The following is a 14656-nucleotide window of genomic DNA, read 5'->3' on the forward strand; positions in this document are numbered from 1 at the left end:
GTGTCCAAGGGAGGATCTCGGTCCCATTGATCGGTCTGGGCGGATAATGTCCGGATGGACGATCGACAGCTCGCCGCCTTCGTCGCGGTCGCCGAGGAGCTCCACTTCACCCGGGCCGCCGCACGGCTGTTCGTGGTGCAGTCGACGCTCTCGGCCAGCATCCGCGCGCTCGAGCACGAGCTCGGCTCGGCGCTGTTCGAGCGCTCGACGCGCCGGGTCGCGCTCACCGCCGTCGGCGAGGCGCTGCTCCCCGAGGCGCGGAAGGCGATCGACGGCCTCGACCGGATGCGCTCGCTGGCGGCGGACGACGCGGCGGGACTGCGCGGCCGCGTCCGCGTGGGGACCTTCTCGGGGATGGACCTCGTCGACCTGCCCGGGGCGCTCGGGGCGTACCGCCGACGGCATCCGCTCGTCGATCTGCTGCTGAGGACCTCGGCCACCGGATCCACCGGGCTCGCCGAGGACCTGCGCCGCGGGCGGCTGGACGCGGCCCTGCTCGCGCTGCCGAGCGGCGAGCTCGCGGATCTCGCGGCGACTCCGCTCGTGCGCAGCGGCTACGTGCTGCTGGTCGCCGACGGGCATCCGCTCGCCGGAGCGACGGCACCCGCGCCGGCGGACCTGATCGGCGAGACCTTCGTCGACACTCCGGGCGGGTTCGGCAACCGGGTGAGCGTGGACAGGGCGTTCTTGGCCGAGGGCGTGCCCCGGCGGGTGGCGACCGAGGTGGCCGACCTCCCCGGGATCCCCCGCTTCGTGCAGGCGGGTCTGGGGGTGGCGGTCGTGCCGCGCGCCGGAGTCGCTCCGCTCGCGGGAGTCACCGCGATCGACCTCGACTGGCCGGGGCTCGAGTGGGAGCTCTCGGTCTGCACGGCGGCGCAACCGTCAGCAGCGGTCCAGGCGCTGACGGCGCTCCTCCGGGAGCGCCGGGACGCCTAGCCCTCGAGCAGCGGGCCGCGGACGATCGAGTCGCCCGAGTGCGCCGGATCGCCGTCGAGCGGCTCCTCGGAGACGTCGACGAGCGGGTACTGCGCGAGGTCGAGATCGGCCGGGACGGCGAAGCGCCCCTCGGTGCCGTCGAGCGCCCCCAGGGGCACGAGTGCCGACGCGTCGGCCGCGAGGAGCCAGACCTCGCGGTAGCCGTCGCCGGAGCCGTCGGTGTCGAGATGCACGACGAGCTCGCGACCGCCGTCGACGTCCTCGAGCTCGGCGGTGCCCGTCGCTCCCTGCCAGGCCGGGAAGGCCTCGAGCTCGGCGCTCGCCAGCACGACGGCATCAGCGCCGGTCCGCGACGCCTGCCACCACGCACCGCCCGCGACGCCGACCACGAGTGCCGCGCAGGCGGCGACGGCCGTGAGGACGAGGCGGCTCGTGCGGCGGCGCTCGGGACGGTGCCGCGCGGTCGAGTCGGACGCGGTCGGGCCGGACGCGGACGAGTGGGCCGCAGAGGAGCCGGACGCGCCCGAGCCCCCGGGCGCGGACTCCGCGTCGGCGACCGGGAGCGCCACCGGCGCCGCCACGGGCTCCTCCAGGCCGAGCTCGTCGCGGATGCGGGTCCACACCGCGGCCGACGGCGACTCGAGCTCGAGCGCACGGGTGTCGCGGCCCAGCTCGGCGACGTGCCCGAGCTCGACGAGCTGCCGGGCGCAGTCGGGGCACTCGGCGAGGTGAGCGTCGGCGCCGTCGGTCGACTCCTCGCCCAGAGCGAGCAGGGCGATCTCGTCGGGATCCAGGTGGGTCACGGGGTGCTCACCTCCAATCGGGTGCGGAGTCTGTCGAGGCTGCGGCGGATGTGGCTCTTGACGGTTCCGAGCGGGAGCCCGGTGCGCTCCGCTATCTCGGTGTGGGTCAGGTCGTCGTAGAAGGCGAGGCTCATCACCCGGCGCGGGACGGGGTCCAGCCGCGCGAGCTCGTCGGCGACCAGGACCTTGGCCTCCAGATCGACCGGGGTCGCCCCCTCCTCGATCGGGGCGACCGCGACGAGGGCCTGGGTGAGACGGCGCTCCCTCGAGCGGTTCTCGTGGGCGTCGGCGATGCGGTTGCGCGAGATGCCGACCAGCCAGGCGCCGAGGGCGGCTCGGCCGGGATCGAAGTTCTGCCGGCCGGTCCAGGCCGAGACGAAGACGCGCTGCACGACGTCCTCGGCGTCTCCGCGATCGCCCAGCGAGCGCAGGGCCAGGGTGAAGAGCAGGGGCGACCAGCGAGCGTAGGCCTCGGAGAGCGCCGACTCGTCGCCCGCCGAGAAGCGGAGCCCGAGACGGTGCACGACGGCGCGCTCGTCCTCGGCCCCGTCGAGGGGCTCGCTGGGAAGGGCGTCGGACAGTTCGATACTCCTGAGGTGAGGACGGCGCGGTGCCCGAGCGGCGGGCTGCGCTGCGGCGGTCGCTGGGCTCATCGTACGCGGGGCGGTCGCGGGCGCGGAGTCACGGTGACGGCACCGCTGTGACGACGACGTTGCTGAGGTAGTGGCGCGTGTCGTAGTCGAAGTCGCCGCCGCAGGTGATGAGCACCAGACGGGTCGCGCCGTCGCGGGTGAAGACGGCGGAGAGGTCCACCGAGCTCTTCTCGGTGGTCTCGACCGTCGAGACGGTGAAGGAGCGCTCGGCGCCGTCCTCCCCCGTGAGTCGGACGACCTGGCCGGGCTGCGCCTTCTTCAGCTCGGCGAACGGGCCGAGCCCGTACGTGAGCGAGTCGACGTGCGCGGCGACGACGATCGTGCCGTCGGGTTCGTCGAGACCGGCGCCGAAGCGGTACCAGCCGGCGACGTCGGTGTCGGGGACGAGCTCCATGGTGCCGTCGTCGGCGACTCCGACGGGCTCGAGGGGCATGTCGACCGGCAGCCCGTCGACGACGAGCCTGGTCGGCGCGACGACCGTGGGAGCGGGGGTGGCGCCGAGGCTCGCATCCGCGAGGGGCACGGAGGGCGGTGACGAGGAGGGGATCGCGGTCGGCGCGGACGAGGGCTGTTCCGACGAGACGCTCGCGTCAGGGGCGGGCACGACCCCGGCCGCCTGTGCCGAGCATCCGCAGAGGCCCGCGCCGACCGCGATCGACCCGATCGCGACGAGGACGCGCAGACGGAAGGGGCTCCGGCTCATGACGTCCTCCAGTGTCGAGATCGGGCGGACCGGTCCGGACGCGCTCCAGCGCCTCCGGACCGGTGGTTCGTACCGCGGGTCAGCGTCCCGCGGCGGCCTTGCGACGGCCGAACAGGGTCGCTCCGGCGAGACCGAGAGCGGCGAGGGCGGCAGCGCCCCACCATCCCGCGGCGGCGTCGGTGCGGTTGTCGGCGGCGAGTCCGGCCTCACCGGCGGGGACGCCGGACGGGGTCGAGTGCAGGCCGTCGATGGTCTGCGTGGCGAGAGCGAGGTTGCCCTTGTCGAGGCTGCCCCAGGCGTAGACGATCGTGTTCACGCCCTCCTGGACCTGGACGTCGGCCGGGCCGATGACCGGGGCGGTCGTTCCGGTCGCCGCGACGACGGTCGAGATCGTCGCCGGAGCGAGGTTCAGGATGCCCTCGTTGGGGTTGGTGACGTTGGTCAGGACGGGCGAGCCGCCGGCCAGGATGTCGACGGCCGGAGCGGCGGCGATGTGACGGACGGTGAGCCGGCCCTCGCCCGCGGCGGTCGCCGAGATGTCGTTCGGGAACAGCGTCGCGGTGGGGGTGTTGTCGGTCTTCAGGTGCGCGGCGACGGTGTAGCTCTTGCCCGCCTCGAGGGCGAGGTCGACCGGGCCGATGACCGGCGCGCTCGCGTCGGCCGCGTCCGGAGCCGTGATCGCCACGGTGTAGGTGCCGGTCGGCAGATCCAGCGGGCCCGCGAGGGTGCCGGGCGTGAAGTCGTCGAGCGTCAGTGCTCCGTTGACGTAGACGTCGACCGGGGTGTCGGGGACCGCGTGGAGGACGTACAGGTCGGCCGAGTCGGCGTCCGCGGCGTTCGCCGGTGCGGCGGCGAGCCCGACGACGGCCAGGGTGCCGACGCAGGCGCCGGTCAGGAGACGACGGGAGAAGCGAGAGGTGTTCACGGTGTTCCTCTTTCACGATGGGACCCGGTGAGGGGTCGGTGGGTGCTCGAGAAGGGCCTTCACGGACTACTTCCGGACGAAGGCCCTCGACGGATGCACGCAGCCGGGGATTTCTTCGAGGAATTCCGATCCGTCCCGCTCCTGCTCCCGATAAGGCCTGGTCGGCGCCGCATCCCGGGGTTACGATCCCGACGAGAGGGAGTCCCGGATGGTGCGACGCAGCACGCCCGCGACCGCGTCGTGCACGCGGAGGGATGCCGCGCGGCCCGGACGCCCCCGGCTCCTGGGCGTCGCCGCGGCGGCCGCCGCCGCCTCGGCCGTGCTGGTCCTGGCGCTGGGCTCGCTCGCGCCTCTCGCCGACCTGCCCGCCTCGGCGGGCGCGGCACCCGCGGCGTGCGCGGACGCGAGGGAGCTGCTCGCCCCCTCCCCCGGTCTCGGCGATCCCGACCCGGGACGACTGCTCGCCTGCTCCGACCGGGACCACCGGATCCTGACGATCCACAACCGCACGCCCGTCGTCTGGATCCTCGGGGACGCCTCCGTCCGCGGCGTCGTCAGCCGGGCGGGAGGGGTGAGCGGGCTGCTGAGCTCCTACGCCGCCCGCTCGGGACGGGGTCTGCTCGTAGCGCCGGGAGCGTCCGTGTCGGTCTCTCCCGGGCCCGGCACGCTCCGGCCGCGCCCTGACCGCGAGGCGACGCGGCTGCACCTCGCTCTGACGGCGATCGTCGAGGCGCAGGACGCCGCGGAGGCGACCCTGCCGCCGAGGGCACCGCGCTCCCTCGTCCGCTCGGCCGCGCTCACCTGCGCCCTCGCTCTCAGCGGAGGCGCCGAGGGCTGGTCGCTCACCGAGCCGGAGGCACTCGATCGCGCGGCGTCGACGGCCGGCTGCGCGCACGCGTGGCGGGCGGCGTCGTCGCGCGCCGCCGCCGACGGCTGGCGGCTGCCGCCGCTCGTCGAGCTGGGGGGACCCTCCGCCGGGCTGGGGGCGAGCCCTCGCTCCCGCACCGCCGAGGACTGGTTCGAGTCGGCCGGCGGGTGGAGCTGGGGCGGGGTCGAGCGCCCGGTCCGGACCTGACGAAGCTCCCCCGGGAACGCGGAACGGGCCGCCCTCCGCGAGGAGGACGGCCCGTTCGGCAAGAAGTTCGCGGTGTCATCGAGACCCCGCGCTCGCTCCCGGAGGAACTAGCGGCGGAGGCCGAGACGCTCGATCAGCGCGCGGTAGCGGTTGATGTCCACGTCCGACAGGTAGCCGAGGAGTCGGCGACGCTGACCCACGAGCAGCAGCAGGCCACGACGCGAGTGGTGGTCGTGCTTGTGCTCCTTGAGGTGCTCGGTGAGGTCCTTGATCCGGCGGGTCAGGACGGCCACCTGGACCTCGGGGGATCCGGTGTCACCGGGGTGGGTCGCGTACTCTTCGATGATCGCCTTCTTGACATCTGCTTCGAGTGCCATAGGTGGATCCCCTCTCTCTCGTTGCGCGGTGCCCGGCGCCTGATGCGTGGGCTCTCTTGATCCGCGGCCGTCGAACGGCAACCGGACGAGCTTACCAGAGCGGAGCCCGTCGCGGGGCAGGGGCTCAGGCTCCGACGGCCCGGTTCCAGAGGACGACGAGCCACGGCGAGACGAGCAGCTCCCAGTAGACGAGGACGAGCAGGTTCAGCACCACCGCGATCCAGCCGGCGATCGGCGGGCGCTTCTCGCGGCGGCGGGCGCGGATCGACGACACTCCGAGCAGGATCCCGACCAGCAGGAGCGCGTGGATCAGCGCGGTGTAGAGGACGCCGACGACGAGATCGCTCACCGCGCGGTCGCCGGGGTAGGCGCCCAGGGAGATCAGGGAATACCAGACGAAGAACGAGATCGGCACCGTGACGACCGCGATCGCCATGCCCGACAGGGCGGCTCCGTAGCGGCGCCACAGTGCGGCGACGCGCCCGCCGGACGCCGGGGAGGCGGCGGTGCGGGTCCGCGGGCGGGACGCGGCGCGCGTCGGCGCCGCCGTGCGGGTCGGCGCGGCGGTGCGGGCCGAGCGGCGCGGGGAGTCTGCTCCGGCCGCTCGCGACGCGGGGGCGGCCGGACGTCGGGGCGCGCCGTCGGATGACGTGCTCATGCCCACCACCCTAGAGGGTCCGCCGCGCGCGTCCTCGCCGGGCGGCGCCGCGCGCACGAGCGCACCGCAGCGCGCGCACGAGCACAATGGAGCAGGTGAGCCAGCTCCCCCGCGCGCCCCGGCGCAGCCACGTCCTCGACGTCTCGCCGCTGCGGGAGTCCCCCGCGTTCGCCCGGCTGTGGGCCGGCAACGTGATCTCGGGCATCGGCGGGCAGATGACGATCGTCGCCGTCGGCCTCCACATCTACGAGCTCACGAGGTCGACCCTCGCCGTCGCGATGGTCGGCGTCGTGGCGCTGGTGCCGACGGTGATCGCGGGGCTCTACGGCGGCATGCTCGCCGATGCGTTCGACCGCCGCCTCGTGCTGCTCCTGTCGGCCCTCGTCGCCTGGGGCTCGACGGCCGGAATCGCCGCGCTCGCCTGGCTGGGCGCAGAGACCCCGCTGACCCTCTACCTCCTGACCGCGCTGAACGCCGTCGCGACGACCGTCATCGTGGCCACGAGGATGACGCTCGCGCCGCGGCTGCTCCGTCCGGAGCTGGTGCCCGCGGCCGCCGCGCTGGGCGGGATCGCCGGCGGTGTGGAAGTGACCGTCGGCCCGGCGCTGGCGGGCGTCCTGGTGGCGGGGGTCGGCTTCCCGCTCACCTACACGATCGACGTGGTCCTGTTCCTCGCGGCGTTCCTGGGCATCGTGGGTCTGCCGGCGCTCGTCCCCGAGGGCGAGCGGCAGCGGCCGGGACTCGAGTCGCTGCGGTTCGGGCTGCGGTTCCTGCGCGGGGCGCCGAACATCCGGATGTCGTTCCTGGTCGACATCGTGGCGATGACCTTCGGGCAGCCGCGCGTCGTCTTCCCCGCCGCGGCGGCGCTCCTGCTGGGCGGAGGCGCGGTCACCGTCGGGGTCCTCACCGCGGCCTTCGCCGTCGGAGCACTGCTGAGCGGCGTCTTCTCGGGCCGGCTCACCGGCATCCGGCGGCAGGGCCTCGCCATCGGCCGGTCGATCCAGGTCTACGGCGCGTTCATCGCGGCGTTCGGAGCGGTGCTCCTGACCGCCGCTCTGGTGCGGCACGACTCCTCGGTGCCGAACCTCGCCTTCATCGGCCTCGCCTCGCTCGCCCTGGCGGGCGCCGGAGCTGCCGACAACGTCAGCTCGATCTTCCGGCAGACGATGCTGCAGACGGCGGTGCCGGACAACATGCGCGGGCGTCTGCAGGGGGTGTTCATCGTGGTGGTCACCGGGGGACCGCGGGTGGGCGACCTCTACACAGGTCTCCTCGCCTCGCTGGCGCTGCTCTGGCTGCCGCCGCTGGCCGGAGGGCTCGCGATCATCGCGATCCTCGCCGCGGTGCTGCGGACCCGGCCGGCGTTCCGCGAGTACGACGCGCTGCATCCGACGGCGTGAGGCGTCCGCCGCGCCCCCGAGCAGGAGCGCGGCGGACAGGGGTCACTCCCCCGCGAAGTCGCTGGTGCCGCGTCCGTCGGTGAGGTTCTCGTCCGACACGGCTCCGCTGTCGTCGTCGCGTCCCTCGACCCGGGTCGGACGGTAGACGTGGAAGCCCTCGTCGTCGTCCTCGAGCTCCCAGACGACCTCGACCTCCTCGCCGTCGATGTCGGCGACGCGAGTGAGGGAGCGCTGGGGTGCTCCGTCGACGAGTTCGAGGCGGATGCTCTCCTGCTCGGCTCCGCTGTCGAGGATGGCTGTGTACGTGGTGGTGTCCATGCCTGAACGGTAGGCACGCCCGCCCGGCGCTCGCCACCCCTTGCGGCCCCCGGGCAGCCGCGTAGCGTCGCCCCCATGACCGACACCGACATCACCCCCGCCGACTCCGACGACGTCGCCCAGATCGCCGAGCTCGTGAAGAGCGCGAAGATCGGGCTGCTCACCACCGTGAACGCGACCGGGCAGCTCGTCAGCCGACCGCTCGCCGCCCAGGACACCGACTTCGACGGCGTCCTCTGGTTCTTCACCCAGGACCCCTCGCCCAAGGTCGACGACATCCGCGCGAACCCGAGCGTGAACGTGGCCTTCGAATCGAAGAAGGGCTACCTCTCGGTGGCCGGATCGGCGACCGTCGTGCACGATGCGGCGAAGGTCGACGAGCTCTGGAGCCCGCAGGTCGCGGGCTGGTTCCCCGAGGGCAAGGACGACCCCACCGTGGCGCTCCTCCGCGTCGAGGCCGAGACGGTCGAGCTGTGGGCCTCGGACGAGCCCGGACCCGTGGTGCTGCTGAAGGTGCTCGCCGCCGCGGTGAAGGGCGGACAGCCGGACGTGGGCGAGAACCGCACCGTCTCGTTCGAGTAGGCACCGCTCCCCGCGCTCTCGCGCGCGATGCTTCTCCAGTACGCCCCGCACGGCGTGTCGCGTACTGGAGGGGCATCTCGCGAGGTCGCGCCGAGCGTCAGGGGCCGCCGAAGCGCTCGGTGCGGACCCGCTCGGGGGCGTGGCCCTGGGCGACGAGCGCGGTGGCGACCGCCTCGACGAAGGCGGTCGGACCGCAGACGTAGACGGTGGGCCGGGCCGACGCCGGCAGTGCCGACTCGGCGAGCAGCTCCGGAGTGAGCCGGCCGGCCGGCCGCACCGCACCGGGCGGAGCGAGCCGCGTGTAGACCGTGTCGATCGCGACTCCGCCCCGCTCGGCGGGCAGCTCGGCCAGCGCCTGCAGATCGCGCTGGTAGTACGCGAAGACGGGCGAGCGGACGGAGTACAGCAGGCGCATGGGCGCTGAGCTGCCCGTGCGGCCGTGCTCCCGCGCCATCGCCATCAGCGGCACGAGTCCGCTGCCGCCGGCGATCAGCTGCACCGGCTCGGTCTGCTCGGGACGCCAGACGAACCAGCCGCCGATCGGTCCGCGCACCTCGAGGCTGTCGCCCGCCTCGAGGCCCTCGACCAGGTAGGGCGAGACCTCGCCGTCCTCGAGCCGCTCGACGGCCAGCTCGACGCGCTCGCCGTCGGCGGGGGCTCCGATCGAGTAGGACCTGCTCGCCTGGTAGCCGTCGGGCGCGGTGAGGCGCACGTCGAGGTGCTGCCCGGCGAGGTGGCCCGGCCAGCCGGGGACGCGCAGGGTGATCAGGCGAGAGGTCGGAGTGAGGGGCGCGACCGCCTCCGCCACCGACTCCTGCCACCTCACCGGTAGCGCTCCTCTTTCCACGGGTCGCCGTGCATGTGGTAGCCGTTCTGCTCCCAGAAGCCGGGCTCGTCGCCGGGCATCAGGCGCAGGCTCCTGACCCACTTCGCGCTCTTCCAGAAGTAGAGGTGCGGGACGAGCAGGCGCGCGGGACCGCCGTGCTCGGCGGCCAGCGGCGCGCCCTCGAAGCTCGTCGCCACCCAGGCCTTCCCGCCGCGGATCTCGGCGAGGGGGAGGTTGGTGGTGTAGCCGCCGAAGCTCTGCGCCATGACGTATCCGGCGTCGCTCTCGACGCCGTCGAGCAAGGTGTCGACCGACACGCCCCGCCAGGTGGTGCCGAGCTTGGACCAGCGCGTCACGCAGTGGATGTCGGTGTGGACGTCCTCCTGCGGCAGGGCCTGGAACTCGTCCCACGACCAGCTGCGCACGCCCGCGGGCCCGGCGTCGATCGAGAAGCTCCACTCGTGGATGTTCGGGGTCGGCCCGATCGAGAGGACGGGGAAGCCGGTCTCGAGGTACTGCCCCGGCGGGATGTCCGGATTCTCGGTGCGCTTGCCGAAGAAGCCCCGCGTGATGATGCCCATGTCCGCCCTCGTCGTCCTCGGGGCCGGGCCCCGGATCGGTGGAAACCGCTCGTCGATCGCCAGGCTATCGCGGGGGCGGCGCGGATCGCCGCTACCGCATCCGGGACGCGCGGGCGAGCCCGGGCCGGTGTCGGCGGTGGGTGCGAGGATCGGCGCATGAGACGAACCGTCGTGCCGCCGTACCTCCTCGTCCGCATCGCCCGCCTCGACGATCCCGCCTTCGCGCGGGCGGCGCGGGCCGCGAGCCGCTCCCTCGAGCAGGACGTGCCGTTCCGGCGGGTCCGGCCGGGCGAGCCGTCCCCCGGTCGGGGCGCCCCCACCGCCACTGCCGCTCCCTCGCCCCGGAACCGCGTCGCCGCCCTGCAGCGCACGATCTCGGACGCGCAGACCACCGAGACGCTCCCCGGCGTCACCGTGCGCACGGAGGGGCAGCCGGCCACCGGCGACGTCGCGGTCGACGAGGCCTACGACGGGCTCGGCGCGATGTCGGCGTTCCTGCAGGAGGCGTACGGCCGCGACTCCATCGACGACGCGTGGCTGCCGCTGGACGCGACCGTGCACTTCGGCGACGACTACGACAACGCCTTCTGGGACGGCTCCCGCATGGTCTTCGGCGACGGCGACGGCCAGGTGTTCCGCCGCTTCACGATCTCGCCCAGCGTGATCGGCCACGAGCTGGCGCACGGGATGACCGAGTACACGGCGAACCTCGTCTACCGGGGGCAGTCGGGGGCGCTCAACGAGTCGATCTCGGACGTCTTCGGCGCGCTGCTCGAGCAGTTCGGCGCCGGACAGGGCGCCGACGAGGCCAGCTGGCTGATCGGCGAGGGCCTCTTCACCGACGAGGTCCAGGGCACGGCGCTGCGCTCGATGATCGCACCGGGCACCGCCTACGACGACGACGTGCTCGGGAAGGACCCGCAGCCGGGCTCGATGGACGACTACGTCGACACCGAGGACGACAACGGCGGCGTCCACATCAACTCCGGGATCCCCAACCGCGCCTTCGCGGTGGCGGCGATCACGCTCGGCGGGACGGCCTGGGAACGGGCCGGGCAGGTCTGGTACGACGTCCTCACCGGAGGGGTGCTCACCGCCACCGCCGACTTCACGGCCTTCGCGGGCCTCACGGTCGCCGCGGCGGCCGAGCGCTACGGAACGGGGTCCGACGTCGAGGAGGCGGTGCGCACGGGCTGGAGCACCGTGAAGGTCGAGCTGCCGCCCGCCTGAGCGGGGTTCACGCCGGGTGCGCTGCCGCCCGCGCCGCTCGGAGACCGGGCGAGTACCATCGCGCGCATGGACGTCATCGTGTCGCGCAGCGGAGGATTCGCCGGACTCCGGCGCGTGTGGCGGGTCGACGTGGAGGAGCAGCCGGACGAGCGCGCCTGGCGCGAGCTTCTCGGCTCTCTGCCGTGGGACGAGGACGACACTCCGGCCCCGTCACCAGCGCGTGCCGCGTCCCCCGAGCGCGCTGCCGGGCGGCCCGACCGCTTCGTGTACGAGATCCAGGTGCAGACGCACCACGTGCGGCTCGGCGAGACGGAGCTCGACGGTGCCTGGCGCGAGCTGGTCGACCGCGTGAGGAAGGCGCAGCCGCGCTGATCCGCTCGGTGCCGCTCCGCTCGGGACCTCTCTGCTCGGGGCCGATCCACTCGGTGCCGATCCACTCGGGGCCGATCCGCTCGGGGCCGATCCGCTGTGCGCAGACCGCCGGACACGACGAAGGCGCAGCACCCGAGAGGGCTGCGCCTTCGCCGTGCGTGCGCCCGGAGGGCGCAACGGGAGGGACTACTTCGTGCCGAGCAGGTCGATCACGAAGATCAAGGTCTTGCCGGACAGCGGGTGCCCGCCGCCCGCGGGGCCGTAGGCCAGTGCCGGCGGGCAGACGAGCTTGCGGCGTCCGCCGACCTTCATGCCGGGGATGCCCTGCTGCCAGGCGCGGATCAGGTTGTTCAGGGGGAAGTTGATCGACTGGTCGCGGCTCCAGGAGGAGTCGAACTCCTCGCCGGTGTCGTACTCGACGCCGAGGTAGTGCACCTCGACGGTCGAGCCGGGCTGCGCCTCGGCGCCGTCGCCGACGACGATGTCCTCGACGACGAGGGAATCGGGGGCCGGGCCCTCGGGGGCGTCGACCTCGGGCTTGGTCAGGTTCTCGCTGCTCATGGTCATCGATCTTAGAGCGGGGCGGCCGGGAGCGGGGTGTGCGGGGGCGGGCGGGTGAGGGAACCCGGGGACGTCGAGGGAGCCCGGTGCTGCTGGTTCCCTCGACGGGCCGGGGTTCCCTCGGCGGTCACTCGACGAGGGTGAGGCGCTGCGTGGGGCGGGTCATCGCGACGTAGAGGGCGGCGGCTCCGCGCTCGCCTGCCTCGGCGATCAGGCGCGGGCGCGCGATGACGACGGAGTCGAACTCGAGGCCCTTCGCCTCGGTGGTGGACAGCACGGCGATCGCGCGGTCGAGGCCTGTCGAGCCGCGGCCGACGGCGCGGCCGAACTCCTCCTCGAGGCGCGCGGTGATCGCGTCGAGGTCGGCGTCGGGCGCGATCACGGCGAGGGTCCCCTCCGTCGAGATCTCCCGGTCCTCGCGGAGCGCGCCCAGGACGCGGTCGGGGAGGGTCGCGTCGCCGCGGTCGCGGATCGTGCGGACGGGCCACTCCGTCGAGCGGACCGAGCGGCTCGGAGTGATCTCGAGGCCGTTCTGCCGTGCCGTCCGCTCGGCGAACGCGACGATCTGCGCGGGCGTGCGGTAGTTGACGGTGAGCTCCTCGATGCGCCAGACGGGCGCCTCGCCGGCGCGGCCCTGGCGGCCGAACCCGTCGCGCAGAGCGTCGTCCCAGCTCGACGCGGCGGAGGCTCCCGAGGCCTGGGCGACGTCGCCGACGATGGTGAAGGAGCGCATCGGGCAGCGGCGGATGAGCACGCGCCACTGCATCGGGGAGAGCTCCTGCGCCTCGTCGACCACGACGTGGCCGTAGGTCCACGAGCGGTCGGCGGCGGCGCGCTCGGCGGTCGTGCCCAGGGTGGTGCGCTCCGCGAACCCGGCGGCGAGGTCCTTGGCGTTGACGAGACCGTCGACGCCCATGTTGCGGATCGCCTGCTCGGCGTTCTCGATGTCGCGACGGCGCTGCTCCTTCTCGGCCTTCTTCTGCGCGTCGGCGTGGTCGTCGTAGGCGCCGAGGAGCTCGGCGGCCTCGTCGAGCAGCGGCACGTCCGAGACCGTGAAGGGGGCGTCGCGGGATCGGCGCAGGAGGGCGCGCTGAGCCGGGGTCCAGCGCGGGGTGAGCGTGGCGAACCAGTTCGGCCGGGCGTAGAGGTCCTGGATCAGCTTCTCGGGGGTGAGCGGGATCCAGGCGGTGTTGAGCGCGATGCGCACGTCGTTCGCGGTGCGGACGTCCTCGCGGAGCACGGCCTCGTCGGCCTCGTCGACCGTGTTGCCGTGGCTGCGCAGCTGGTCGGCGAGCTGCTTCGTGAGGTCGCGGATCATGGTCTTCACGAAGCTCACGCGCGCCTCGTTGTGCGGCTTGCGCGACTCCCGCGCCCGGGTGATCGCCCGCTCGACGTCGTGCGGCTCGAGGCGCAGCTTCTCGCCGTTGACGTCGAGGATCTGCGTCTCGGCGGGGACGACCTGGCGCGAGCGGACCGCGCGGCGCAGCAGCTCCGCCATGCGGGCGGAGCCCTTGACCCGCGCGACGGCCGGGTCGTCCTCGTCGACGAGGTCGAGCCCCGGGTAGAGCTGCCCGAGGGTCGAGAGCACCACTCCCGTCTCGCCGAGGGAGGGCAGCACCGCCTCGATGTAGCGCAGGAACGAGCGGGAGGGACCGACGACGAGCACCCCGGAGGAGGCGATGCGGTCGCGGTAGGAGTAGAGGAGGTAGGCGGCGCGGTGCAGCGCCACGGCGGTCTTGCCGGTGCCGGGGCCGCCCTGCACGACGAGCACGCCGCGCAGGTCGGAGCGGATGATGCGGTCCTGCTCGCCCTGGATCGTCGCGACGATGTCGTGCATCCGGCCCGTGCGCTCCGCGCCGAGCGCGGCCATGAGCGCGCCCTCGCCCTGCAGCGCCGTGCCCTCGCGCAGCAGCTCCTCGTCGAAGACCTCGTCCTCGAAGCGGACGACCTCGCGGCCGCGGGTGGTCAGATGGCGGCGCGCGCGGGTGCCCATGGGGCGCGCCGCGGTCGCCTGGTAGAAGGCGGCGGACTGCGGGGCGCGCCAGTCGAGCAGGAGCGTGTCCTGCTCCTCGTCGCGCAGGCCGATGCGGCCGATGTAGCGGTGCTCGGTCTCCTGGTCGGCGAGGGTGAGGCGGCCGAAGGCCAGGCGGTCGTCGGCGCCCGACAGCGTCCGGATGCGGTCCTCGTAGAGTCGGGCGTACGCGTCGCGCTCCGACCGGCTCTGGTGGTTGCCGCCGACGCTCTGGATGCGCACCGTGTCCAGCGCCCGGCGCGCCTGCGCGATCAGCTCGTCCAGCCGGGCGTAGAGCCCCGCCACGTACTCGCGCTCGCGCGTGAGCTCGGTCTCGAGGATCGTGTTCCCGTCCGTCATCGTGCGCCCTTCCCGTGCTGGCCCGTCGCAGCCGGGAGGCGGATCGCGCTCCGGGGGCCGCAGGAAAACAGGCGGTCCAGTCTAACGACCGCGCGAGCCGGGAACCGCGCCGACGGCCGCCCCGCTCCTCGTGGGCCGGGGTCTTGACCCGGCGGGCGTCGAGGAGCATGCTCGACCCCAAGAAGAGCTCGACCCCCGGTCCGAGCAGGCGGCCCTGCCCCTGCCGTCGGGGGTCGATCTCTGTTCCGGCGCCTCTCGTCGGGCCCGCCTCCAGGAAGGGCCGAG

Annotated in this window: 17 protein-coding genes; 6 read left to right on the forward strand and 11 right to left on the reverse strand. The window is 73.7% G+C overall.

Annotated elements, in window-relative coordinates:
- The first annotated feature begins 54 nt into the window (after positions 1 to 54).
- A complete protein-coding gene (locus tag IOC53_RS17255; protein WP_207407671.1) occupies positions 55 to 936 on the forward strand; it encodes a LysR family transcriptional regulator in 882 nt (293 codons plus the stop codon).
- On the opposite strand, the gene IOC53_RS17260 is transcribed toward IOC53_RS17255, so the two are convergent.
- The 4 genes from IOC53_RS17260 to IOC53_RS17275 form a co-directional block, all read right to left on the reverse strand.
- Entirely contained in the window at positions 933 to 1739 is an 807-nt protein-coding gene (locus IOC53_RS17260) for an anti-sigma factor (protein WP_207407673.1), read from the reverse strand. The genes IOC53_RS17255 and IOC53_RS17260 overlap by 4 nt on opposite strands.
- Entirely contained in the window at positions 1736 to 2392 is a 657-nt protein-coding gene (locus IOC53_RS17265; protein WP_207407675.1) for an RNA polymerase sigma factor, read from the reverse strand. Before IOC53_RS17265 ends, IOC53_RS17260 begins: the two co-directional genes overlap by 4 nt.
- A 28-nt stretch (positions 2393 to 2420) precedes the next feature.
- Positions 2421 to 3095, reverse strand: a complete 675-nt coding sequence (locus IOC53_RS17270) for a class F sortase (protein WP_207407676.1) — start codon at positions 3093 to 3095, stop codon at positions 2421 to 2423.
- 79 nt (positions 3096 to 3174) lie between these two features.
- Complete coding sequence (locus IOC53_RS17275) at positions 3175 to 4020, reverse strand: DUF4397 domain-containing protein (protein WP_307786241.1); 846 nt, start codon at positions 4018 to 4020, stop codon at positions 3175 to 3177.
- A gap of 208 nt (positions 4021 to 4228) precedes the next feature.
- Here IOC53_RS17275 and IOC53_RS17280 point away from each other — a divergent pair, with 208 nt between their 5' ends.
- Entirely contained in the window at positions 4229 to 5095 is an 867-nt protein-coding gene (locus IOC53_RS17280; RefSeq protein WP_207407678.1) for a hypothetical protein, read from the forward strand.
- 107 nt (positions 5096 to 5202) lie between these two features.
- Here IOC53_RS17280 and rpsO read toward each other — a convergent pair whose 3' ends face one another.
- Positions 5203 to 5472 carry a 30S ribosomal protein S15 gene (gene rpsO, locus IOC53_RS17285; protein WP_055793401.1) on the reverse strand — a complete coding sequence of 90 codons (270 nt, stop codon included), beginning with the start codon at positions 5470 to 5472 and terminating at the stop codon, positions 5203 to 5205.
- Between the two features lie 124 nt (positions 5473 to 5596).
- Positions 5597 to 6130 (reverse strand): hypothetical protein, encoded by a 534-nt coding sequence (locus IOC53_RS17290; protein WP_207407680.1) that lies wholly within the window; start codon positions 6128 to 6130, stop codon positions 5597 to 5599.
- 86 nt (positions 6131 to 6216) lie between these two features.
- Here IOC53_RS17290 and IOC53_RS17295 point away from each other — a divergent pair, with 86 nt between their 5' ends.
- The gene (locus IOC53_RS17295; protein WP_207407682.1) at positions 6217 to 7530 is read left to right on the forward strand and encodes an MFS transporter; all 1314 of its coding nucleotides are present in this window, start codon (positions 6217 to 6219) and stop codon (positions 7528 to 7530) included.
- 42 nt (positions 7531 to 7572) lie between these two features.
- On the opposite strand, the gene IOC53_RS17300 is transcribed toward IOC53_RS17295, so the two are convergent.
- On the reverse strand, positions 7573 to 7848 hold the full coding sequence (locus IOC53_RS17300) for a hypothetical protein (protein ID WP_207407684.1): 276 nt from the start codon (positions 7846 to 7848) through the stop codon (positions 7573 to 7575).
- A gap of 75 nt (positions 7849 to 7923) precedes the next feature.
- Here IOC53_RS17300 and IOC53_RS17305 point away from each other — a divergent pair, with 75 nt between their 5' ends.
- Positions 7924 to 8430, forward strand: a complete 507-nt coding sequence (locus IOC53_RS17305) for a pyridoxamine 5'-phosphate oxidase family protein (protein ID WP_207407686.1) — start codon at positions 7924 to 7926, stop codon at positions 8428 to 8430.
- Positions 8431 to 8527: 97 nt separating this feature from the next.
- On the opposite strand, the gene IOC53_RS17310 is transcribed toward IOC53_RS17305, so the two are convergent.
- Both IOC53_RS17310 and IOC53_RS17315 read right to left on the reverse strand, forming a co-directional pair.
- A complete protein-coding gene (locus IOC53_RS17310) occupies positions 8528 to 9256 on the reverse strand; it encodes a ferredoxin reductase (protein ID WP_307786243.1) in 729 nt (242 codons plus the stop codon).
- Complete coding sequence (locus IOC53_RS17315) at positions 9253 to 9837, reverse strand: sulfite oxidase-like oxidoreductase (protein WP_207407688.1); 585 nt, start codon at positions 9835 to 9837, stop codon at positions 9253 to 9255. The genes IOC53_RS17310 and IOC53_RS17315 overlap by 4 nt, the downstream gene beginning before the upstream one ends.
- A 156-nt stretch (positions 9838 to 9993) precedes the next feature.
- Between IOC53_RS17315 and IOC53_RS17320 the strand changes: the two genes are divergently transcribed.
- Positions 9994 to 11067 carry a M4 family metallopeptidase gene (locus tag IOC53_RS17320; protein WP_207407691.1) on the forward strand — a complete coding sequence of 358 codons (1074 nt, stop codon included), beginning with the start codon at positions 9994 to 9996 and terminating at the stop codon, positions 11065 to 11067.
- Between the two features lie 66 nt (positions 11068 to 11133).
- Positions 11134 to 11439: a protealysin inhibitor emfourin gene (locus IOC53_RS17325; RefSeq protein ID WP_207407693.1), complete on the forward strand. Its 306-nt coding sequence runs from the start codon at positions 11134 to 11136 to the stop codon at positions 11437 to 11439.
- A gap of 186 nt (positions 11440 to 11625) precedes the next feature.
- Here IOC53_RS17325 and IOC53_RS17330 read toward each other — a convergent pair whose 3' ends face one another.
- Both IOC53_RS17330 and IOC53_RS17335 read right to left on the reverse strand, forming a co-directional pair.
- Entirely contained in the window at positions 11626 to 12000 is a 375-nt protein-coding gene (locus IOC53_RS17330) for an FKBP-type peptidyl-prolyl cis-trans isomerase (protein ID WP_278250109.1), read from the reverse strand.
- Between the two features lie 127 nt (positions 12001 to 12127).
- Complete coding sequence (locus IOC53_RS17335) at positions 12128 to 14371, reverse strand: UvrD-helicase domain-containing protein (protein WP_242683484.1); 2244 nt, start codon at positions 14369 to 14371, stop codon at positions 12128 to 12130.
- Between the last annotated feature and the right edge of the window lie 285 nt (positions 14372 to 14656).

It is taken from the genome of Rathayibacter sp. SD072 (assembly GCF_017355185.1).
Taxonomy (GTDB): Bacteria; Actinomycetota; Actinomycetes; order Actinomycetales; family Microbacteriaceae; genus Rathayibacter.

What these genes read in the sequence shown, in the direction of transcription:
- IOC53_RS17300 (WP_207407684.1), bottom strand. Translation starts at nt 7,848, where the DNA reads ATGGACACCACCACGTACACAGCCATCCTCGACAGCGGAGCCGAGCAG.
- IOC53_RS17315 (WP_207407688.1), bottom strand. Translation starts at nt 9,837, where the DNA reads ATGGGCATCATCACGCGGGGCTTCTTCGGCAAGCGCACCGAGAATCCG.
- IOC53_RS17320 (WP_207407691.1), top strand. Translation starts at nt 9,994, where the DNA reads ATGAGACGAACCGTCGTGCCGCCGTACCTCCTCGTCCGCATCGCCCGC.
- IOC53_RS17330 (WP_278250109.1), bottom strand. Translation starts at nt 12,000, where the DNA reads ATGAGCAGCGAGAACCTGACCAAGCCCGAGGTCGACGCCCCCGAGGGC.
- IOC53_RS17265 (WP_207407675.1), bottom strand. Translation starts at nt 2,392, where the DNA reads ATGAGCCCAGCGACCGCCGCAGCGCAGCCCGCCGCTCGGGCACCGCGC.
- IOC53_RS17325 (WP_207407693.1), top strand. Translation starts at nt 11,134, where the DNA reads ATGGACGTCATCGTGTCGCGCAGCGGAGGATTCGCCGGACTCCGGCGC.
- rpsO (WP_055793401.1), bottom strand. Translation starts at nt 5,472, where the DNA reads ATGGCACTCGAAGCAGATGTCAAGAAGGCGATCATCGAAGAGTACGCG.
- IOC53_RS17255 (WP_207407671.1), top strand. Translation starts at nt 55, where the DNA reads ATGGACGATCGACAGCTCGCCGCCTTCGTCGCGGTCGCCGAGGAGCTC.
- IOC53_RS17290 (WP_207407680.1), bottom strand. Translation starts at nt 6,130, where the DNA reads ATGAGCACGTCATCCGACGGCGCGCCCCGACGTCCGGCCGCCCCCGCG.
- IOC53_RS17270 (WP_207407676.1), bottom strand. Translation starts at nt 3,095, where the DNA reads ATGAGCCGGAGCCCCTTCCGTCTGCGCGTCCTCGTCGCGATCGGGTCG.
- IOC53_RS17295 (WP_207407682.1), top strand. Translation starts at nt 6,217, where the DNA reads ATGGAGCAGGTGAGCCAGCTCCCCCGCGCGCCCCGGCGCAGCCACGTC.
- IOC53_RS17305 (WP_207407686.1), top strand. Translation starts at nt 7,924, where the DNA reads ATGACCGACACCGACATCACCCCCGCCGACTCCGACGACGTCGCCCAG.
- IOC53_RS17335 (WP_242683484.1), bottom strand. Translation starts at nt 14,371, where the DNA reads ATGACGGACGGGAACACGATCCTCGAGACCGAGCTCACGCGCGAGCGC.
- IOC53_RS17280 (WP_207407678.1), top strand. Translation starts at nt 4,229, where the DNA reads ATGGTGCGACGCAGCACGCCCGCGACCGCGTCGTGCACGCGGAGGGAT.